Origin of the sequence: Brevibacillus sp. TJ4 (genome assembly GCF_044627595.2) — a bacterium.
Lineage (GTDB): Bacteria > Bacillota > Bacilli > Brevibacillales > Brevibacillaceae > Brevibacillus.
This window is the reverse complement of record NZ_CP185865.1, coordinates 1,401,348-1,419,894: the sequence shown is the minus strand read 5'-3', so window position 1 is coordinate 1,419,894 and position 18,547 is coordinate 1,401,348. Positions and strand designations below refer to the sequence as shown.

Here is an 18,547-nt window from a genome sequence, read left to right as displayed (position 1 = left end):
GAAGCCGACCGGCTCCTTTTTTAGGAAAGCAAATTTTTCATCGCAGAGGAGTTGTAGCCCACAATCAGGTTTTCTCCGTCTGTCAAAATCGGGCGTTTGAGCAACTGGGGCTCTTCACTCAGCAATTCCAGCAGCTCTTTTACCGACATTTCATTGATGTCGACATCGAGGTTTTTGAAACGCTGGCTGCGCGTCGACAAGATCTCGTCCAGCCCGTTTGTAGTCATTTTGATGATATCCATCAGCTCTTCTGCTGTCGGCGGATTTTTAAACAAATGACGCTCTTCGTAGTTCACTCCGTTTTCTGACAACCATGCTTTTGCCTTACGACATGAGGTACAGCTCGGATACGTAAAAAACGTAATTTTTTGTGTTCGCGTACGTTCAGCAACTGCCATTGGTTACCCCTCCGTTCCATATCTTTGCAACCCTGGTCCTTTTATTGCTTGTTGCATTATAATAAAAGTCCAAGTTACTATATAAAAGTAAGCTAATAAAAATATTTCTTACTTCGGATTATATATGCACAGTTAACACTATGTCAATAGTAGTTAATCTAAAAAATCGGAACGGAAATGGGCATATCTGGCTGGCAACACACTACATCCTTAACATCATGCGAAAAATCGGATACACTTATAGTGATTTGTCAATGTCTTGATACCAAAAGGGGGGACCAGGCCGTGCAATATGATGATGCTCACAAATTAACCAGTGCTTTAGCGGACCCCACCCGTTTTTCCATATATCAATATGTGGCCAACAGCAAACAGCCGATTACCGTACAGGAAATCGCCGAGCATTTTTCCATCCACCCCAACGTGGCCAGGCTTCATTTGACGAAGCTGGAAGACGTCAATCTCCTCATATCAGTTACAGACAAAAGCGGCAAAGGAGGACGTCCAAGCCGCCTGTACTCTTTGTCCGACCAGGTCGTCAGCCTGCAATTCCCTCCACGCGACTACCAGTTGCTCGCCGACATTGCGATCGAGAGTCTGCTCTCACTCGGTGAGGCGGGGAAAGATGCACTGATTACGATGGGCTACCGGATGGGTACCGAGATGGCAAAACGAGCGATTGCCCAGGAGCGGATCAATCTGCCCGAGCTGTCGATGGAAGAAAAGCTGGGCCACATCAACCGGCTGGTCGTCGCTCAGGGACTGCGCCCGGAAATCGAGCTGCTCAATAACGGATGCTTGCGCTTTCGCGTGCATAATTGCACTTTCTCCGACTCCGCCAAGAAGTACCCCAGCTCCATATGCAAAATGCACAACGCCCTTTTGACAGGAATATTTGAAACGTATTTGGGGAACATTGAATTACGCGAAGACGAATCGATGCAAAAGGGTTGCCAATCGTGTAACTACACGCTGATTCGCTGCGATTAGTTACTTGTTAAAAAAACCGTCATAGCTTCCCGTTTACACTTGTTCACCTGTCCTATATAATGGGAAAGGAATCTTGTAAATATTGCCGATTACGCGAAAAGGGGGGATACGGATGGATCGTATGTATCGCGTCTTGGGGTATTGGACGATTGTAATCGCTTTGATGGCCTTCTGGGCACAACTTTACCCGATGGCACTCATTTTCTTTGCCCTGACAGCTTTCTTTGTAGCGCTCAGCTACCTGAATCTTACTGAGCGAACGTACTTAAACATTTTCTTTGGCTTCATGTTCGTGTCATTTGTCGGATTTACCTACTATACGTTCTTCGTAATGCCGGTAGGTCCACAAGATCACGCCCTGCTGAACATGATCATGTAACAGCATGCAACAGCAAAAAAGATGCCCGCGCAAACGGGCATCTTTTTTTGTTTTCCGGATTAGATGCAAAACAGGTCGCGCGCATGCGGAGGTACTTGTCTGGACTGGACCAGGACGCGGAACCGTCCGCCCAGGCTGCCCGGATCAATCAACTGCCTGATCGCCCGATTGCGCTTCATCGCCTCGCTCTGAAACGGGTCGCGGTCATTGTGGGCGACAGCCTTTTCCAACAGGCCGCTGCGGATCAAAAACTGATCCTGCCGCATATAGGCGCACGTATGCAGGCCTGCCTTTTCGCCGTACTCCATCCAGGCGCTGAAATTGACGTGGGCCGTTATGTCCTGCCGCCCCACGTTTTCGTACGGACTCATGCCGGTCTGATGCCGATAGAAGCACATCAGCGTGCCGTCTTTGCGGCTTTCGTGATACAGCTCCTCCTGCAAGTCACCGTAGTCTATCGTGATCACGTAGCCTTTTTGCAGCAGCCGGGAGAGGTCGTGCGCCGCCTGTTCCATCCCCGTATTGACCTCGATGCGAACGCCGGACGGGACTTTGGCCAGCTTCAGTCGCTCGATTTCTGCTGCCAGCTCCTCCGTCACCTCACCAAACGATTCGACAAAGCTGCCCTCTTCCCACTTGACCCACAGCTCCTGCCAGCCCTTGTTTCCCTTTTTCGCGATGTGGACAGGAAAAGCGTCCAGCCATTCATTGGAGAGCACCACTCCCTCGACTCGCTCTGCTTCTGCTGCTTTCGCGAGAGAGTCGTACCATCTTTTTTCGATGTTGTGCTCGGCCAGTTTTTCCCGCTGCAGCTCGCGATGGTACGGGCTCGTCTCGATCATAACCAGCTTCATCCGCCCGTACAGCCCGGCATGGTTTTCCCGCAGATGAGCGAGCAGCGCCGCACTCATCGCCCCCGTCCCTCCGCCGATCTCCACCAGTGCCGGGGACGCAAGACCTGCTGCCTCGCACATCCTGGCTGTGACATCCGCCAGCGTCTCCGCAAAGACCGGATGAACGGTTGCGCTGGTATAAAAGTCCCCTTCTTTTCCTACCTTCTGGCTATCTACCGTGTAGTACCCCCATTCGGGGTGATAGAGAGCCAGCTCCATGTAGCGGGAAAATGGTATTGCCCGCTCCGTACTTCTGCTGATTTCTTCCCGGATTGCTTCGATCAGGTCCATTTGTCACTTCTCCTGCTACCCAAATTCGCACCTATAAGGCTATAATACGAGAAGAAGTCATACAATGTGGAGAGGAAAGTTCCATTTCCCGGTAATTCTCTTTCCGATCACGACGACAAAAGGTGAAACTATGCGAAAAATTCTGCTCGTCCTGTTGCTCATCGCCCTGCCTGTGACTGCGTCGGCACAGGAGCAGTCAGTTCCGCTGGAGCAAATCATCTTGCAGCAGCACCTCACGCAAAAAGAGCTGGAACGAACGCTTCAGAGCATCAAAGCAGAAGAAGCCAAAACAAACAGCGACATCGCCCGTCTGGAAATAGATTTGCAGCGGCAAAAATTGAAAATACAGGCGCTGCGGCGTCAGGCCGGCAAGGTCGCCCACGCCTATTACACCGGGGAGCGTCCCACTTTATTGACGTTGTTGTTCGAAGCCGAGAACTTCAATCAGCTATTGCTGATGTTTGATTTTTATCAATTCTTGTATCAGCGTGACATGAACCGGCTGGAAGCCTATCACACCGAGCAGGAAAAGATGAACGCGATGCGCACGGAGCAGACGGAGCGGCTGGAAACGCTCGCTACCCTGCGCAAGACGTACGAAGGGCGTCTGGCGGAAATGCTGGCGGTTCAGGCGGAGAAGGAACGGAACGTGCAAATGCTCGACGATCCGAGCAGTGTACAAGCGTTGATGGACCATCTGCTGATCGACTGGCAAAAGCGCGGGCTGCCGGCTTTCCAAAAGTTTTTTGCCACGCTTTCCGAGGTCATGCTGCAAGTACCGGAACTGGCAACGAGCGAACGAATTCGTTCCAACGGACTGTTTTCCCATACATTTACGATCACCCAGGACGATTTCAACCAGTTTTTGGCCAGCAAAAACGAGCTGTTTGAACAATCCCGCTTCGTTTTCGAAGACAATCAGCTCATCGTCGAAGGCAGCTACGATCACATGCAGCTCAAAATTACCGGCAACTACGAGCTCGTCTCGCCCACTCATCTGAAATTTCACATCAACTCCCTGCATTTCGACGGTTTTGAATTGCCGCAAGCGACTGTCGAGGAGATGGAGAAGATGTACGACCTCGGCTTCTACCCGGAGCTGATTTCCCCCAACGTCTTCGTCGAGAGACTGACGCTCGCCGACGAACAACTGAGGCTGCATTTGAAGCTGCAATTCGGATTTTTCCCGCAATAAAAGCCAGCGAGAGACTAGCTGGCTTTTTGCTGTTCTTCGATTACGACAGGCTCAACGTGCGCGGGTATTTCCTCGGCCAGTTTCTGCATGTACTCGAGAGCTTCCCGGCTCAGATGTGGCACTGTTTCCCCGCTTCGCCATTTTTCCAATGTGTGCGGGACAGGGTGAATGACGTAGTTGCGCTTGCCGCTGCTGCGGTAAAAGTAGACGTACGTAGGAATGAGTTCGACGTTTTCGATCACAACCTCGCCTTTCCCTGCCTTGAGTAACTCGAGCTTGAGGATCACCCCTACATCCTTGTAGTCCCACCGCTGCGCGGAAATAAAATTGCCCAGCGAGTACGCGACGAAGCCTGTATGCTCGGTGCCGTCCTCCCGTGTCACGGTCTTCCACTCGTACGGCTGGACAACGTGCGGGTGCGAGCCCAAGATGATGTCCGCCCCGAATTGGAGACATAGTTCTGCTGTCTGTTTCTGCATGGCGCTCGGCAGACGCTCATATTCGTTGCCGAAGTGCAGCGCCACCGCGACCAGGTCTGCCCCTTTTTGCCTCGCCTGCTCAATGTCCTGCTTGATCAGTGCAGGGTCGATCAGGTTGACCAGGTACGATTTGCCCTCCGGAATCGGAATGCCGTTGGTCCCGTACGTGTAGGAGAGCAGGGCGAGCGTTATCCCGCCTTTTTGCAGAAGCAACGGCTCATCACGCGCCTGCGCACTGGCGAATGTCCCGGTATGAAGAATTCCCAGCTCGTCCAGATGGTCGATCGTCTTGAGCACTCCCTGCTCTCTGCGATCCAGCGAGTGGTTGTTGGCAGTCGTGACTGCAGTCATACCGATTTCCTTCAAGGCGACTGCCAGCGACTCCGGAGAGTTGAACATCGGATACCCCGAATAGCGGGCTTCGCTTCCGGCGAGCGTCGTCTCCAGGTTGCCGATGACCCAATCTGCTTCCTGAAAAATCGGTTTGACGTGAACGAAGGAAGGCATGAAATCATAACTGCCGGTCTGACCGTCCCGGTACGCCTCCAACTGCTGGTCGTGAACCATGATGTCGCCGACAGCCATCAGCGTCACACGCTCTTCGGGAAATCGTGACAAATCATCTTCTCCATCGGCTTCAGTGTCACCGCTCTCTGGCTCGTTCGTCTCGGGTGTGCTGCTGTACGGGTCAGCAGGTTTAAAAGCATCGGGCTGCACGGGATCAGCCTGTGTTGACGGAGCTGTGCCCCCTTCCTTCTCCGGTACATAGCCAGCCACGGGGGTGGCTGTTCCATGCCCGGCCGTTTCCCGAAGAGGGGCACAAGCTGCGGCAAGTGTTGCGACCAGTATCGCCGCGATAATCCAGGTACGCCGTAATCCAGTCATGCAATTGGCTCCTTTTTCCTGATTGATTCAGGCGTGTATTTAGCGCAGCAAGCCATTCACAAACGGATTGTACGTTTTCTCTGCATCAATCGTCGTCATCGGACCATGGCCGGGATAGACGACGGTTTCATCATCCAATTCGAACAATTTGTCATGGATGCTGTTCATCAAGGTCTCGTAATCTCCACCGGGCAAATCGGTCCTGCCGATGCTTTGGGCAAACAGAACGTCGCCGCCAAAGCAGATCTGACCGATTACAAACGAGCAGCTTCCCGGAGAATGGCCGGGTGTGTGCAGGACGTTAATCGACAGTCCAGCCAGGTGCAGCACTTGCCCATCAGCCAATAAATGGTCAGCAGGCTGGCAGATGATCGGTTCCGGCAGGTTCCAGCGGCTGGAGCCGTTCAGATCGGGATTGGTCAGCCACTCCTGCTCAAGCGGGTGTATGTATACAGGGGCATTGGTCAGAGCGCGGACCTGGTTCAGCCCGCCGATGTGATCGAGGTGAGCGTGGGTCAGCAGGATTGCCACTACCTTTTTGTCGCGCAGCGCGTGCAACAGCACATCCGGCTCCATACCCGGATCGATCACGATGCTCTCTTCGGTTTGCGGATTGGTCAGAATGTAAGCGTTGGTTTGAAATGCGCCAAGCGCGTAGCTTTCAATGGAAAGTTGCGGGTTCATGCTGGGAACCTCCTTCATTTTTTGGTAAAGTACGATCATACTAGGCTACAGGTGGTGATGTTGATGCAAACCGTGTACGGTGTGGAAATGCAAGTGCCGACAGGCAAACTTCCCGGCTTCTATGCTCAAGTCATACATAAAATTGGCGATCGTGTCAATGTCTTTGATCGAGACGGGATGCTTTTTATCGTAGAGGAAGCCGATGCGAGTGAGGAACTGAAGCAGATTCTCGGCAAGGCACAAATGCTCGGGGAGGAAATGACCCTGCTCTACATTCCTCAGGGCGAGTCGCTTGCACGGGTAGACGATGTCGGCTTTGTCAGCCAAAGCGGACGCACGTATTTATTCGCAGAGCAGGTGGCTTTGTTTGCTGTCGAGCAAGAGGCGGGCGATGCACAAGATCGCTGGGCAGCACGCGAACAGCTTCGCGAGCATCTGATTGGGGAAATCGCAGCGACGGACGGTTCGCCGGCCGTCATGGTACTGGAGAGCAGCCTCATCGAGTTGGCAGAAGGAATTGCCAAGGCGTATCACGTATCGCTTCGCTGGCTGCATCGCGGAATGTCATAACGGCTTGTGTTGAAGCCCACAACAAAACCGCTCCCAAATAGGGAGCGGTCCTTGTCGAGCCCGAATTGCTTATGGGGTATTACCGATTATTCTCTTTGGCACTTCAGCCTCCATGTAGAGAAAAGTTACCGCAAGAACTCGGTTTTCCGCCTATCGACTACAGTCGCTCGCACGATCATGACCATCCACGGTTCTTCGCCTCCTGTAAGGCTTTTCGCCGTTTCACCATGAATCATCGGGCTCGACAGTTGTAGTATGAGCCGTTTTTGCGTTTTTATGCCCGCTTTTTCTGGGCGTCGTTTACAGCAGGTCGGCGGCCAGTTGCGCCAGCAGGCTGCGCTCTCCCTTTTCCAGGCGGATATGTCCGGCCATGCGCTGATCCTTGAACACGTCGACGACATAGGTCAGCCCGTTGTTGCTTTCATCCAGGTACGGATGGTCGATTTGCTCAGGATCGCCCATCAGCACAATTTTCGAGCCGTCTCCCACCCGCGTCAGAATCGTTTTCACTTCATGCTTGGTCAGGTTTTGCGCCTCGTCGATAATGATGTACTGCTCAGGTATGGAGCGCCCGCGAATATAGGTCAGCGCTTCCACTTGCAGGCTGCCCATCCCCGCGAGAATCTTGTCCAGATCCCCCGGACGCTTCGTGTTGAACAAATATTCCAAATTATCGTAGATCGGCTGCATCCACGGCCGCAGCTTTTCTTCCTTTTCGCCAGGCAAGTAGCCGATGTCTTTTCCCAGTGGAACAATCGGTCGTGCTACCAGCAGCTTTTTGTATTTTTGCTGGTCCTCGATCTGCAGCAGTCCGGCAGCGAGTGCCAGAAGCGTTTTGCCCGTTCCAGCCTTGCCGGTCATCGTGACGAGCGGAATGTCGTCGCGCAGCAGCAATTCCGTTGCCATGCGCTGCTGTACATTGCGGGCGCGAATTCCCCAGATCGGATCATCATCGGAAATCAGCATTTCCAGCGTTTTTCCTTCGGGATCGACCTTGCCGATCGCGGAGATAGAAGGGTTCAGCTCATCCTTCAAGACGAGAAATTGATGCGGGTGAAAGCGATACTGTGGAAAACAGGCCGTCAGGTTCAGCTTTCGCGCCGTGTAATAGCTCTGGATAATATCAGAAGATACCAGCATTTTCTGGTACCCGGTGTACAGGCTCGTGTACTCCCCTACGACCCGATCGGAGAGAAAGTCTTCGGCCTTCAGGTTCAGGGCGTCCGCCTTTACGCGCATCAACGCATCCTTGCTGACGAGGATGACAGGGCGCGGGTTTTCCGAGCGATTTTCTTCTTCTTGCAAATTCAGCGCAACCGCCAGGATACGGTTGTCATTGGTCGTCTCCGTAAAGTGCTTTTGCAAAAGCTGAAACGAGGAGTGGTTCAGCTCTACGCGAAAGAGCCCGCCCGTTTCCAGGGTAACACCGGCATGCAGGTGTCCGTGCTCCCGAAAGCTGTCCAGCAAACGTGCCACGTACCGGGCATTCCGCCCTATTTCGTCCATGTACCGCTTTTTTGAATCGATTTCTTCCAATACGACAGCTGGTATGACGATTTCATTGTCAGCAAAGGCAAACATTGCCCGCGGATCTTGCAGGAGTACGTTGGTGTCCAGTACGTAGATTTTCTTCAAAATCTCGCCTCCTATTACCCTTCTTCTTTACGATATGCAGTTTTTAAGGAGGTTGCTTTTTCGCGCCGACGTGATGTATTACCAGTTTATGTAGGTTCAACCGCAGATAGTCTTGAGCGGCATCAGAATGAAATTGGGGGTGCGGGAGAACAATACGGGTAAGGAAATACAGGAAAAGGAGAATGTCTGTGAAACGGAACGTACTTGCAACCCTTACCCTTTGCCTTGTCCTCACCGCTTGCACGACGAACAACAATCCGCCAGCCAATCAGGCGGCACCACAGCCCGATCAAAATGCGCCCCGGACACAGCGGGTACAGCAAACCGCTCCCAACCGAGGGCATCACGTAAATTCGCAGCAAACAGCGGACAGACTTGTCCAGTTGGCTCGCAAAGTTCCCAATGTGAAGGGAGCAACCGCGGTCGTCATCGGCAGGAACGCGGTCGTCGGAATCGATGTAAACGCCCATCTCGACCGCTCGGAGGTCGGAGTGATCAAATACTCCGTAGCGGAGGCTTTGAAGGCCGACCCAGCAGGCGCGAGAGCCGCGGTCACTGCGGATGCCGACATAAACCAGCGCCTGCGCGAGATGGCTACAGACATTCGCAATGGACGTCCCGTCAGCGGCTTTGCCGAAGAACTGGCTGATATTGTCGGCCGCATCATCCCGCAAATGCCACGACATGTGGAGGAGCGCGAACAGCAGCCGACGCGCGAAAACGAACAGCGCATGAACAACAACGGCAGGGCAAGACCGCACGGGAACCAGGATATCGACGTCAACCGCACGCGCCAACATTAGAGATATGAGCCAAAAAAGACATTCTGCCCAAGCATTACGCTCGGGAGAATGTCTTTTTCGCTTCCGTATCCAGTTCCACAGGCGGCAGGTCATGCAAAGCCTGCGCCAAATCCGCCAACAAGTCCTCTACGTCTTCCAGTCCGACAGAAAGCCGGATGAGGCCGTCGGTAATCCCACGGCTCTCCCGTTCTTCCTGCGGCATCGCTGCATGTGACATCATCGCCGGGTAAGACAGGATCGATTCCACAGCACCGAGGCTGACGGCGACAAGCGGCAAACGGGCATTGTGCAGCACTTGCTTCGCCCGCTCCTTGCTGCCGACGTCAAAGGAGAGCACTGCTCCGTGTCCGCTCGACTGCCGTTCCTGGACGAGATGTCCTTCGTGCTCCGGCAGCCCGGTGTAATACACTTTCTCTACAGCAGGATGCTGCGTCAGCCAGCACGCGATCTGTCCGGCGGAACGGCTGCTGACATCGAGTCTGGCTTTCAATGTTTTCAGCCCGCGCATTACCAGCCAGCAGTCCTGCACGCCGAGGACGGCTCCAATGCCGTTTTGGATCAAATAGAGCTGTTCCCCCAGGGAAGCGCTGCGCGTCACCGCCAGGCCCGCTACGACATCGCTGTGGCCACCGATGAATTTGGTCGCGCTGTGGACGACGACATCGGCTCCCCACTCCAGCGGACGCTGGTAGTACGGCGTCAAAAACGTATTGTCAACGATGACCAAAAGATCGTGCCGCTTTGCAATCCGGCATACGGCTTCGAGGTCGGTCACCTTCAGCGTCGGATTGGAGGGAGTCTCCAGGTAGAGCCCTTTGGTCGCGGGCGTAATCGCTGCCTGTACCGCTTCGAGGCTGGTCGTATCGACGAACGTAACCTCAATGCCCATGCGCGACAACACTCTGGTCAAAAACCGGTAGGTGCCCCCGTACACATCCTCGGCTACGACGATGTGATCGCCAGCGGAAAACAGCATGAACACCCCGGATATGGCAGCCATCCCGGAAGCGAAGGCAAATCCCCGCTCTCCTCCCTCCAAAGCGGCAATCGCCTCCTCCAATGCTTGGCGCGTCGGGTTGCCGGAACGGGCGTAATCAAACGCCCCCGGCTGCTCCAGATCCGCCTGGTGAAAGGTCGACGCCTGGTAAATCGGAACCGACGAAGCGCCTGTCGCCGGGTCAAGGGTCGTGCTGCCGTGCAGCAATTTCGTCGCGAAATTCATCGTACAACACCTCCTGCAACAGCCAGGCTGCGGTCCAGAGCCTGTGTCAGATCGGCGATCAGATCATCTGGATGTTCGATCCCGACCGAGAGCCGCAGCAGACGATCACAGACGCCGATTTCCTCCCTGATGTCTTTGGGGATGTCGGCATGCGTCTGGGTCGCCGGGTACGTACACAGCGATTCTACGCCGCCGAGGCTTTCCGCAAAGGAGATGAGGCCAAGGCTTTGCAAAAACGGCTGGACCTGCTCGGCCGAGGCAACCCGAAACGACAGCATGCCGCTGTAGCCGCTAGCTTGGCGATTATGGATCTCATGTCCCGGATGATCGGTCAATCCCGGGTAAAAAACGTCTGTAACCGCAGGATGCTCGCGCAACACACGGGCGATCTGCAGCGCGTTGGCCTGGTGTCTTTCCATACGCAACCCCAGCGTTTTCATGCCGCGCACGAGCAGCCAGCTTTCGTGCGGACCCAACACTGCGCCGATCGTGTTGTGCAAAAATTTCACCTTTTCCGTCAACTCAGCACCTTTGGTGACAATCAGTCCGGCCAGGACGTCGTTATGACCGCCCAAGTATTTGGTGCCGCTGTGCAGGACGATGTCCGCTCCCAGCTCCAGCGGGCGTTGACAGCAGGGTGTGAGAAACGTGTTGTCTACGATCGTCAGCAGATCGTGTTGCCGCGCGATGTCGGCCAGCTTCGCCAGATCGGCAATCTGCATGAGCGGGTTGGTCGGCGTCTCGATGAACAGCGCTTTTGTCTGCGGACGAATCGCCTCCGCCAGCCGGTCCGTCTCGCGCATGTCAATGTAGGTAAAGGAAAGGCCGTATCGCGTCAGGAGCTGTTCGAACAAACGGTACGTTCCGCCGTACAAATCGACGGAGACCAGGAGATGATCCCCCTGGGAGAACAGCCCCATGACAGTCTGAATGGCGGCCATGCCTGAGGAGCAAGCAAATCCAGCATCACCGGCTTCGGCGACGGCAATTGTTTGTTCCACCACCTCCCGCGTCGGATTCCCTGTGCGCGTGTAGTCGTACCCTGTGCTTTCCCCCACACCCGGATGACGGTACGCTGTCGAGTAGTACACCGGAAAATTGATCGCACCGGTCTTTTCGTCCCTGCCAACTCCTGCTTGTACCAGCTTTGTCTCTACGTGCATCTGGTTCCTGTCTCCCTTCGTCTGTTTCGAGGGCAATGAAAAAGCCCTCTTTCTTCAAGAAAGAAGGCTTTGTTACGTCTCCGTAAGCAAACCCTTCTCATCTTTCAGAGTGGTCACCACTCTGCAGGAATTAGCACCACTATCACACCGTGTATAGGTGATTGGTTGCCGGGCATCATCGGGCCAGTCCCTCCGCCTCTCTGGATAAGAAGATTGCGATTCAGTTGTCATGTTAAATGCACACTAAATATATCGGAATAATCTGTATTGTGTCAAGTGTTTTTTGAAAAAATTTTGTTGGAAAATTCCCAACCGATCTAGCCTTGCTTTAACGCGGTCATTACCTGGCGATCCAGCTTTTCCGCCGCATGCTGGGCATATGTTTTTTCATATTGTGGTTCTACACGGATTCGGGAACCATAAAACATAATGTCGCGAACTGACACAATCGCCATCTCTGCCATCGCCAGCTTGATCGGCACGCTATCCATTTGGCGGGTTTTCACCGTGGCCAGCCCGTCTATCGCATAGGACGATCCGGCGCCGATCAGATGAAGGGCGACCTTGGCATGCTTTGTGATGTTGGTCAGGATGCGGGAGCGATTGTCCACTGCAAAGCGAATCAACTGCGGGGTAACGGCATACGCCCAGGACAAGGAGTGCAGCGCAGGAGCACCCGTTTCGTAGTCAATGGTGGCGAGGGTGACAAAACGCTCGTTCTGCAAAAGCGAGAACAGGTCTTCCGACAACGTCTGCGAAATGGTTTCTGACATGCCTCTGCCCTCCTTTGCGGAAAAGGGTTGTGCGTCTATTTTACTCTCTCGATCGCCTGGATCGCAATAGCACATTTGGAAAAAGAAAGATATTGGAAAAGGAGGAGAAGCAATGACACCGACTGACCGTCTTCTCGAAAAAATGGACCGACTGCTTGCAGAGTTGGAGGAAGCCCGCAAACTAAACCAGCGAATGGACAAAATCGCACTTTTTCTCGAAGATATTCGTCTTGCCGATATTGTGCAAAACTATACAGCCCCCCGCAAGCTGCTGTGGACCAATTTCCTCGCAGGACTCGCCAGGGGGCTGGGATTAACGATTGGTACGGCGATTGTTTTGGCGGTGTTTGGCTCGCTCGTCTCCCATTTTTTCTCGATTCCCTTCATCGGAGACTACATCCGCCAAATCATGGATTACGTCGAATCATATCGCCATTCACCGTAGGCAAGCGTCAGTCTTTTTTCTTTCCTTTGCGTTTGTCGTCGTCATCATCGTCATCGTCATCATCATTATCGTCGTCGTCATCATTGTCGTCATCGTCATCGTCGTCATCATCGCGATCCCATTTTTTGTCCTTGTTTTTCCAATAGCCATAGGCGTTTCCGTTTGGTGGCTGTTTGCCCTTCTCTTCTTTTTGCGCAACCGTAACAGGGATCGACTGTTCCAGCTTCAGTTCTCCGTCGACGTACAAGGCCAGCTTCACTGCATCGCCCTCAAACGAACGGTTCTTGCTCGCCAGGATGATGTTGATGACAAACTCCCCTTTGTCGTTTGGCTTCACGGTTTGTTTCACGCCGGCAGGGACGACGACTGCAAGACTTGCCTTGGATTTCGGATCATAGCCTTGCAAAACGCCCTTCACCTGTATTTTTTTCTCTTTGGCATCCATGACAGCGGCTGTTCCGGTCAATGCGAAGTTGTAGACGGGCTCCTTTTTGTCTTCATTGACGAATTGCAATTCGGTCTCGACCGTTCCCACTTTCTCGCCGTCACGGTACAACTCCAGCTGCACCTTGTCGGAAGTCTGGGCCGTCTTGATGTCATCCACGGTTACGTTGAAGCTGCCGACGCCATCCCACAGCTTTTTCACAGATGCTTTCTTTCGGGCTCCCTCGTACGATACATAGACCTGATCGACATCCAGTTTCACCAGACCACGGACAAACAGCTTATCTGTCTTGCGGTCGAGTACGGCCTGACTGTGAATGTGCAGCTGTGCCGTTTCGTCAGCCGGCACCTCCAGCTTTACCTTCTGGCGGTCGACCAGTCGCGTGTCAGCGTAAGCCGATACGGTCGCATACTGCTCCTTGCTGTCTTTTTCGACGGTAAAGCTGACCGCAAAGGTATGTTCACGCGTCGGTTTGACGGTAATCGTATCGCCATTTGGCTTTGTCACCACGACCTGGTCTACTTGTGAAGTGACAATTCCCTTGAGGTATACCTTGCCGTCCTTCGATTCCGCCTCCGCACTGACGATTTGCTGTTTCTCCTCGGCATCGTTGAAGCGAACCTCCAGCCAGATGTCATTGTAGTGATTTTGATACACTGATTCCCATTCTTCTCGCTGTTCTTCCATATACGTCTGCAGATGCTTATCCAGGTTCAGCTCATCTACGATGATGTACAGATGGTCTGCCTGGCTTTTCAGCAGCATGTTCAGCACATCAGGATGGTTTTCCGCCAGATCCCGCAGATGATAACGCGTTACCTGGTCCCCTTCCTCATTCATCACTACCTTTACATAGCTTGAGCTGGCCGAAGAATTGGCATCTGCCAGTAGCGGTGTAATCCCGCCGATCAGACAAACGGTTGCCGCAACCGCCACAATCGGTTTTTTCAGGAATGTCTTCATCTGTTTGTTCCTCCTTATGTCCCATAAAAAGCGCTGATGTTTGATGACTGTCTCACTGACGGAAAGGAGGGAGAAAAGGTTGCACGAAACAGAAAACCAGGTCTTTTCGCTCGGTGCACGACCGGCACTCACAGGAAAAAAGCCCCGGCATGTTCTGAACGATACAGAAGCATGCGGGGCTTGTTCCGCCTGACATTACGTGTTGTAACGGGGTTCACTCTCGATTGCGATAAGCAGCGCTTCTACTGTCTCCGCAGGGTAGCGCTTTTCCAAGGCTTCCTCGGCAGTGTGTCCGGTGAGTATGTACCAGTCCTGTTCGCGACGATAGGCTAGTTGCTGTATCTGGTGGTCCTCCTGCAAAATCACCCGAAAAAACGATGCCGTATCCTGCGCCGACCGGTCATCCGGGCGAGCGTCCGCGACGATTTGAATCTGCAGCCAGTTAAACAAGGCATCTTCGCGCTTCACGAGACTCCTCCTCTTTGGTTGGGGTCCGGCTTAACCCTCAGCTTGACGATGACGAGAATCGCGATCGCCACCATAAGCGAGCTTTTCACCGGCAAGAGACCGTCCAACACGGCAAAAATGAGCGAGCCGATAAACAAGAAGATCAGCAGCAGTGCTGTTTTCAAAATCGGCATGCGAATTGTCGTGGCAAATCCGAGGTAATAGACAATAATTAATTCTACGAAAATAATCCACGTACGGTTCTGGTCCGCCCACACCCGAAAGCTGTCGTATACCGAGAGCTGGGCCGGATTGGCGGGGTCGTACGTCGATGCAAGTTGAAGCCATTCCATCCCTTACACCTCCTGTTCTGTCCGGAACATGCCGTGATGATCCACGCCATGCAGGCAGATGTTTGCTTTGCTGTACGTGCTTTCACCCTTCACCGGCGTCTCAGGAAGATGCTGATTCTGTAGCGATACGAGAAATGGGGCCAGTACCTCGCTGCCGATTTCTCCTGTTCCGTTTTTCAATCTGTGTCCACTCCCACATCAGGTTCTATGCTTTCACTTTATCAGGTGGCGAATAGCCTGTCAAAAAGAGTGTACAGGCTGCACCCACCACCTGGTCTGACGTTGCCGGAACATGCTATGATGGACAAAAATGACAAAAAGGCGGGATTGCACATGAGCATTTTTGATATTGCGGTAACGACGATTTCCGGCGAGAATACGACGCTTGCTCCGTACAAAGGAAATGTCCTGCTGATCGTCAATACGGCCAGCCAATGCGGACTGACTCCGCAGTACAAGGGATTGCAGGAATTGTACGAGCGGTACCGCGACAAAGGCTTCACCGTTCTCGGCTTCCCCTGCAACCAGTTCGCTGGACAAGAGCCCGGCAGCGAGGCGCAAATCGCCGAGTTTTGCGAACGAAACTACGGCGTCAGCTTTCCGATGTTCGCCAAAATCGATGTAAACGGTCCAGACACCCACCCGCTCTACCAGCACTTGAAAGCACATGCTCCAAACGGTGAAGAGCAGGACATTGAATGGAACTTCGGCAAATTCCTCCTCGACCGCAACGGGAACGTCGTCAAGCGTATCAATCCGCGCGTGCAGCCGGAAGAACTAGCATCCGACATCGAAGCTCTCCTGCAAGCGTAAAGACCATCTTGGCAACAAAAAAGCCGCTCTGCTGCTCTGGCAGAACGGCTTTTTGCTATTCGCAATCGGGTGTTGCGCTTACGTTTGCGCTACATAGCGTTTTTGCTTTTCGTAGCGCTCGCGGTCCGATTTGTTCAGGTATTTTTTGCGCAGGCGCACCGAAGTCGGCGTCACTTCGCACAGTTCATCGTCGTTCAGATACTCCAGCGCCTCTTCCAGCGTCAGCAGACGAGGTGTTTTCATCTTCACAGTCTCATCCTTGGTCGCGGAGCGGACGTTGGTGGCATGCTTTTCCTTGCAGACGTTTACCGTCAGATCGTTGTCGCGGTTGTGCTCGCCGACGATCATTCCTTCGTACACTTCCGTACCCGGCTGGATAAACATAGTACCGCGGTCCTCGACAGACATCAGGCCGTAGGTAGTCGCTGTTCCTGTTTCATGCGAGATCAGCACCCCTGCGTGGCGTCCGCCGACAGAGCCCTGCACCAGCGGGCGGTAGCTGTCGAAGGAGTGGTTCATCATCCCGTAGCCGCGCGTAATCGTCAAAAACTCGGTACGATAGCCGATCAGACCTCGCGAAGGAATGATAAACTCAAGGCGCACTTGACCAAACCCGTTGTTGATCATGTTCACCATTTCCGCTTTGCGCAGACCGAGTGTTTCCATGACTGGACCGGTGTACTCTTCCGGCACGTCGATCACCAGCAGTTCTGCCGGCTCCATCTTTTGTCCGTCGATCTCGCGCACGATGACCTCCGGCTTGGAGACAGCCAGCTCGAAGCCTTCACGGCGCATGTTTTCCACGAGAATGGACAGATGCAGCTCACCACGGCCCGAGACGATAAAGGCGTCCGGCGAATCGGTCTCGTCCACGCGCAGCGACACATCAGTCTCCAGCTCGGACATCAAGCGGTCGCGCAGCTTGCGGGAAGTGACGTGCTTTCCTTCGCGTCCGGCGAACGGGCTGTTGTTGACGAGGAAGGTCATTTGCAGCGTAGGCTCGTCGATTTTCAGGAGCGGCAACGGATCAGGATGATCCAGATCGCACACGGTCTCCCCTACGTTGATGTCTTCCAGACCGGCAATCGCGACGATGTCTCCGGCCTTTGCCGTTTTTTGCTCGACGCGTTGCAGGCCGGAAAAGCCAAACAGCTTTTGGATGCGCATCTTCTTCACAGAGCCGTCGCGTTTGGTCACGGACACCATGTCGTTGACGTTCATCGTTCCGCGGTAGATGCGGCCAATCCCGATACGACCCAAAAAGTCGTTGTAGTCGAGCATCGTCACTTGCATCTGCAGCGGAGCCGCTTCGTCCGCATCAGGGGCTGGCATATGCTCCACGATTGTGTCAAAGAGCGGACGCAGGTCGCCTTCCAGCTTGTCTGGCTCAAGCCCGGCGATTCCCTGCAAGCCTGAAGCGTATACGATCGGGAACTCCAGTTGATCCTCTGTCGCATCCAGGTCGATAAACAGGTCGTACACTTCGTTAATGACTTCCTGTGGACGTGCATTGTCACGGTCAACCTTGTTTACTACCACGATTGGAGTCACTTTTGCTTCCAGCGCCTTTTTAAGAACAAACCGGGTTTGCGGCATGCACCCTTCAAAAGCATCAACAATCAGCAGGACACCGTCTACCATGCTCATAATCCGTTCGACTTCGCCGCCAAAGTCAGCGTGCCCCGGTGTGTCGAGAATGTTGATGGTGAACTCTTTGTATTTCACCGATGTTGTTTTTGCCAAAATCGTAATTCCGCGTTCCCGTTCCAGGTCGTTCGAGTCCATCATACGCTCTTCTACCTGCTGGTTGCTGCGGAATGTGCCCGATTGAATCAACAGTTTGTCGACCAAAGTGGTTTTCCCGTGGTCAACGTGGGCAATAATGGCGATGTTACGAATGTCAAGACGCTTCATGTGAACCTCCTCTATTTTGCATACCTTCCATATTATCAGTTCGCAATCAACACCACAATGGCTTTTGCATGCCAAATCGGTCTCCACGGAGTAAATCGTCTGCTTCGCGCCATACTAAAGGTGGAGGTGGTCCCGATGAAAAAAGAATGGACATATGTCCTGGCAGGCATGCTGTTTCTTTTTGGAGCGGCGGGTTGCGCGGGCTCCAATAATGCCGCACAGCCGAACCATGCCCCCGACCAGACGCAGCAAGCCCAGCTTCAACGCTCTTACAATAGCCTTGCCCACGGGCATTCGGCATACACCAAGAACGTCAATGAAAACAACTACCGCAAAGGGTTTACGGTAAACGGCTACAATCAGCATATGGCCGAACTGCTGGGCCGCGGAGCCAACGAAGTTCCGGGTGTCGTGCGTGCCAGCGTGATCGTCAAAGGTTCGGATGCAGTGGTCGGGATCGTCGTTCGCAACAATTTGCAGGGACAGCAATTGGAAGTCGTCCGCAGCCAGGTACGTTCCACCACCCGCGCCATCGCACCGAACATGAATATTTACGTCACCTCGGACCCGCAGATGTTCCAGCAGTTGCGGGCCATGAACGCCGCCATTTATCAACAGGCAACGATGCGGGAACAAAATGTGCCAATCGGTCCCAATGCACCGTACGGCTCCATCGACCATCACTTTACGAGCATGCTCCATCAGCTTTCAGAAGGAAGAAGCCCCCAGGCTCGCTGACAGACAGGCAGCTGTCGCATCGTGCATCTATGCCACATAGAAAGAGGTGCGGACTGATTTTCCGCACCT

21 protein-coding genes and 1 riboswitch are annotated in these 18,547 nt (G+C 53.6%); of the genes, 8 read left to right on the top strand and 13 right to left on the bottom strand.

Annotated features, from left to right (window positions below):
• Positions 1-20: 20 nt before the first annotated feature.
• Positions 21-398 (bottom strand): Spx/MgsR family RNA polymerase-binding regulatory protein, encoded by a 378-nt coding sequence (locus ACAF76_RS06805; protein ID WP_400163173.1) that lies wholly within the window; start codon positions 396-398, stop codon positions 21-23.
• Positions 399-683: 285 nt separating this feature from the next.
• On the opposite strand from ACAF76_RS06805, the gene ACAF76_RS06800 reads away from it, so the two are divergent.
• Together ACAF76_RS06800 and ACAF76_RS06795 are read left to right on the top strand one after the other, a co-directional pair.
• A complete protein-coding gene (locus ACAF76_RS06800) occupies positions 684-1,388 on the top strand; it encodes a helix-turn-helix transcriptional regulator (protein ID WP_400163172.1) in 705 nt (234 codons plus the stop codon).
• Between the two features lie 112 nt (positions 1,389-1,500).
• Positions 1,501-1,767, top strand: a complete 267-nt coding sequence (locus tag ACAF76_RS06795) for a DUF2626 domain-containing protein (protein ID WP_400163171.1) — start codon at positions 1,501-1,503, stop codon at positions 1,765-1,767.
• Positions 1,768-1,826: 59 nt separating this feature from the next.
• Here the strand turns inward: ACAF76_RS06795 and ACAF76_RS06790 are convergent, their stop codons facing one another.
• Positions 1,827-2,951 carry a class I SAM-dependent methyltransferase gene (locus ACAF76_RS06790; RefSeq protein WP_400163170.1) on the bottom strand — a complete coding sequence of 375 codons (1,125 nt, stop codon included), beginning with the start codon at positions 2,949-2,951 and terminating at the stop codon, positions 1,827-1,829.
• A gap of 130 nt (positions 2,952-3,081) precedes the next feature.
• Between ACAF76_RS06790 and ACAF76_RS06785 the strand changes: the two genes are divergently transcribed.
• Entirely contained in the window at positions 3,082-4,146 is a 1,065-nt protein-coding gene (locus tag ACAF76_RS06785; protein WP_400163169.1) for a coiled-coil domain-containing protein, read from the top strand.
• Positions 4,147-4,160: 14 nt separating this feature from the next.
• On the opposite strand, the gene ACAF76_RS06780 is transcribed toward ACAF76_RS06785, so the two are convergent.
• Positions 4,161-5,510 (bottom strand): CapA family protein, encoded by a 1,350-nt coding sequence (locus ACAF76_RS06780; RefSeq protein ID WP_400163168.1) that lies wholly within the window; start codon positions 5,508-5,510, stop codon positions 4,161-4,163.
• Positions 5,511-5,549: 39 nt separating this feature from the next.
• Positions 5,550-6,194 (bottom strand): MBL fold metallo-hydrolase, encoded by a 645-nt coding sequence (locus ACAF76_RS06775; RefSeq protein ID WP_400163167.1) that lies wholly within the window; start codon positions 6,192-6,194, stop codon positions 5,550-5,552.
• Positions 6,195-6,257: 63 nt separating this feature from the next.
• Between ACAF76_RS06775 and ACAF76_RS06770 the strand changes: the two genes are divergently transcribed.
• Complete coding sequence (locus tag ACAF76_RS06770; RefSeq protein ID WP_400163166.1) at positions 6,258-6,764, top strand: hypothetical protein; 507 nt, start codon at positions 6,258-6,260, stop codon at positions 6,762-6,764.
• 300 nt (positions 6,765-7,064) lie between these two features.
• Here the strand turns inward: ACAF76_RS06770 and ACAF76_RS06765 are convergent, their stop codons facing one another.
• Positions 7,065-8,399, bottom strand: coding sequence for a PhoH family protein (locus tag ACAF76_RS06765; RefSeq protein ID WP_400163165.1), 1,335 nt, complete (start codon positions 8,397-8,399; stop codon positions 7,065-7,067).
• Between the two features lie 182 nt (positions 8,400-8,581).
• On the opposite strand from ACAF76_RS06765, the gene ACAF76_RS06760 reads away from it, so the two are divergent.
• Positions 8,582-9,202, top strand: coding sequence for a YhcN/YlaJ family sporulation lipoprotein (locus ACAF76_RS06760; protein WP_400163164.1), 621 nt, complete (start codon positions 8,582-8,584; stop codon positions 9,200-9,202).
• 34 nt (positions 9,203-9,236) lie between these two features.
• On the opposite strand, the gene ACAF76_RS06755 is transcribed toward ACAF76_RS06760, so the two are convergent.
• The 3 genes from ACAF76_RS06755 to ACAF76_RS06745 all read right to left on the bottom strand — a co-directional run bounded on the left by ACAF76_RS06755 (position 9,237) and on the right by ACAF76_RS06745 (position 12,360).
• Positions 9,237-10,424, bottom strand: coding sequence for a trans-sulfuration enzyme family protein (locus ACAF76_RS06755; protein ID WP_400163163.1), 1,188 nt, complete (start codon positions 10,422-10,424; stop codon positions 9,237-9,239).
• Positions 10,421-11,587: an aminotransferase class V-fold PLP-dependent enzyme gene (locus ACAF76_RS06750; protein ID WP_400163162.1), complete on the bottom strand. Its 1,167-nt coding sequence runs from the start codon at positions 11,585-11,587 to the stop codon at positions 10,421-10,423. Before ACAF76_RS06750 ends, ACAF76_RS06755 begins: the two co-directional genes overlap by 4 nt.
• 94 nt (positions 11,588-11,681) lie before the next feature.
• Positions 11,682-11,798, bottom strand: a riboswitch (SAM riboswitch).
• Positions 11,799-11,904: 106 nt separating this feature from the next.
• Positions 11,905-12,360, bottom strand: a complete 456-nt coding sequence (locus ACAF76_RS06745; protein WP_400163161.1) for a pyridoxamine 5'-phosphate oxidase family protein — start codon at positions 12,358-12,360, stop codon at positions 11,905-11,907.
• A 112-nt stretch (positions 12,361-12,472) separates the two neighbouring features.
• On the opposite strand from ACAF76_RS06745, the gene ACAF76_RS06740 reads away from it, so the two are divergent.
• The gene (locus ACAF76_RS06740) at positions 12,473-12,805 is read left to right on the top strand and encodes a DUF5665 domain-containing protein (protein WP_400163160.1); all 333 of its coding nucleotides are present in this window, start codon (positions 12,473-12,475) and stop codon (positions 12,803-12,805) included.
• A gap of 7 nt (positions 12,806-12,812) precedes the next feature.
• On the opposite strand, the gene ACAF76_RS06735 is transcribed toward ACAF76_RS06740, so the two are convergent.
• The 4 genes from ACAF76_RS06735 to ACAF76_RS06720 all read right to left on the bottom strand — a co-directional run bounded on the left by ACAF76_RS06735 (position 12,813) and on the right by ACAF76_RS06720 (position 15,193).
• The gene (locus tag ACAF76_RS06735; protein ID WP_400163159.1) at positions 12,813-14,213 is read right to left on the bottom strand and encodes a hypothetical protein; all 1,401 of its coding nucleotides are present in this window, start codon (positions 14,211-14,213) and stop codon (positions 12,813-12,815) included.
• Between the two features lie 195 nt (positions 14,214-14,408).
• A complete protein-coding gene (locus ACAF76_RS06730; protein WP_400163158.1) occupies positions 14,409-14,681 on the bottom strand; it encodes a hypothetical protein in 273 nt (90 codons plus the stop codon).
• The gene (locus ACAF76_RS06725) at positions 14,678-15,013 is read right to left on the bottom strand and encodes a YlaH-like family protein (RefSeq protein WP_400163157.1); all 336 of its coding nucleotides are present in this window, start codon (positions 15,011-15,013) and stop codon (positions 14,678-14,680) included. Before ACAF76_RS06725 ends, ACAF76_RS06730 begins: the two co-directional genes overlap by 4 nt.
• A 3-nt stretch (positions 15,014-15,016) precedes the next feature.
• Complete coding sequence (locus ACAF76_RS06720; RefSeq protein ID WP_400163156.1) at positions 15,017-15,193, bottom strand: hypothetical protein; 177 nt, start codon at positions 15,191-15,193, stop codon at positions 15,017-15,019.
• A gap of 153 nt (positions 15,194-15,346) precedes the next feature.
• Here ACAF76_RS06720 and ACAF76_RS06715 point away from each other — a divergent pair, with 153 nt between their 5' ends.
• Positions 15,347-15,826, top strand: a complete 480-nt coding sequence (locus tag ACAF76_RS06715; RefSeq protein ID WP_400163155.1) for a glutathione peroxidase — start codon at positions 15,347-15,349, stop codon at positions 15,824-15,826.
• 78 nt (positions 15,827-15,904) lie between these two features.
• On the opposite strand, the gene typA is transcribed toward ACAF76_RS06715, so the two are convergent.
• Positions 15,905-17,740, bottom strand: coding sequence for a translational GTPase TypA (typA, locus tag ACAF76_RS06710; protein ID WP_400163154.1), 1,836 nt, complete (start codon positions 17,738-17,740; stop codon positions 15,905-15,907).
• A 135-nt stretch (positions 17,741-17,875) separates the two neighbouring features.
• On the opposite strand from typA, the gene ACAF76_RS06705 reads away from it, so the two are divergent.
• Complete coding sequence (locus tag ACAF76_RS06705; RefSeq protein WP_400163153.1) at positions 17,876-18,478, top strand: YhcN/YlaJ family sporulation lipoprotein; 603 nt, start codon at positions 17,876-17,878, stop codon at positions 18,476-18,478.
• Positions 18,479-18,547 lie beyond the last annotated feature (69 nt).

Coding starts and splice junctions, on each gene's coding strand:
- ACAF76_RS06760 (WP_400163164.1), top strand. CDS start 8,582: ATGTCTGTGAAACGGAACGTACTTGCAACCCTTACCCTTTGCCTTGTC.
- ACAF76_RS06735 (WP_400163159.1), bottom strand. CDS start 14,213: ATGAAGACATTCCTGAAAAAACCGATTGTGGCGGTTGCGGCAACCGTT.
- ACAF76_RS06705 (WP_400163153.1), top strand. CDS start 17,876: ATGAAAAAAGAATGGACATATGTCCTGGCAGGCATGCTGTTTCTTTTT.
- ACAF76_RS06790 (WP_400163170.1), bottom strand. CDS start 2,951: ATGGACCTGATCGAAGCAATCCGGGAAGAAATCAGCAGAAGTACGGAG.
- ACAF76_RS06725 (WP_400163157.1), bottom strand. CDS start 15,013: ATGGAATGGCTTCAACTTGCATCGACGTACGACCCCGCCAATCCGGCC.
- ACAF76_RS06780 (WP_400163168.1), bottom strand. CDS start 5,510: ATGACTGGATTACGGCGTACCTGGATTATCGCGGCGATACTGGTCGCA.
- ACAF76_RS06715 (WP_400163155.1), top strand. CDS start 15,347: ATGAGCATTTTTGATATTGCGGTAACGACGATTTCCGGCGAGAATACG.
- ACAF76_RS06755 (WP_400163163.1), bottom strand. CDS start 10,424: ATGAATTTCGCGACGAAATTGCTGCACGGCAGCACGACCCTTGACCCG.
- ACAF76_RS06750 (WP_400163162.1), bottom strand. CDS start 11,587: ATGCACGTAGAGACAAAGCTGGTACAAGCAGGAGTTGGCAGGGACGAA.
- ACAF76_RS06775 (WP_400163167.1), bottom strand. CDS start 6,194: ATGAACCCGCAACTTTCCATTGAAAGCTACGCGCTTGGCGCATTTCAA.
- ACAF76_RS06745 (WP_400163161.1), bottom strand. CDS start 12,360: ATGTCAGAAACCATTTCGCAGACGTTGTCGGAAGACCTGTTCTCGCTT.
- typA (WP_400163154.1), bottom strand. CDS start 17,740: ATGAAGCGTCTTGACATTCGTAACATCGCCATTATTGCCCACGTTGAC.
- ACAF76_RS06805 (WP_400163173.1), bottom strand. CDS start 398: ATGGCAGTTGCTGAACGTACGCGAACACAAAAAATTACGTTTTTTACG.
- ACAF76_RS06785 (WP_400163169.1), top strand. CDS start 3,082: ATGCGAAAAATTCTGCTCGTCCTGTTGCTCATCGCCCTGCCTGTGACT.
- ACAF76_RS06795 (WP_400163171.1), top strand. CDS start 1,501: ATGGATCGTATGTATCGCGTCTTGGGGTATTGGACGATTGTAATCGCT.
- ACAF76_RS06740 (WP_400163160.1), top strand. CDS start 12,473: ATGACACCGACTGACCGTCTTCTCGAAAAAATGGACCGACTGCTTGCA.
- ACAF76_RS06770 (WP_400163166.1), top strand. CDS start 6,258: ATGCAAACCGTGTACGGTGTGGAAATGCAAGTGCCGACAGGCAAACTT.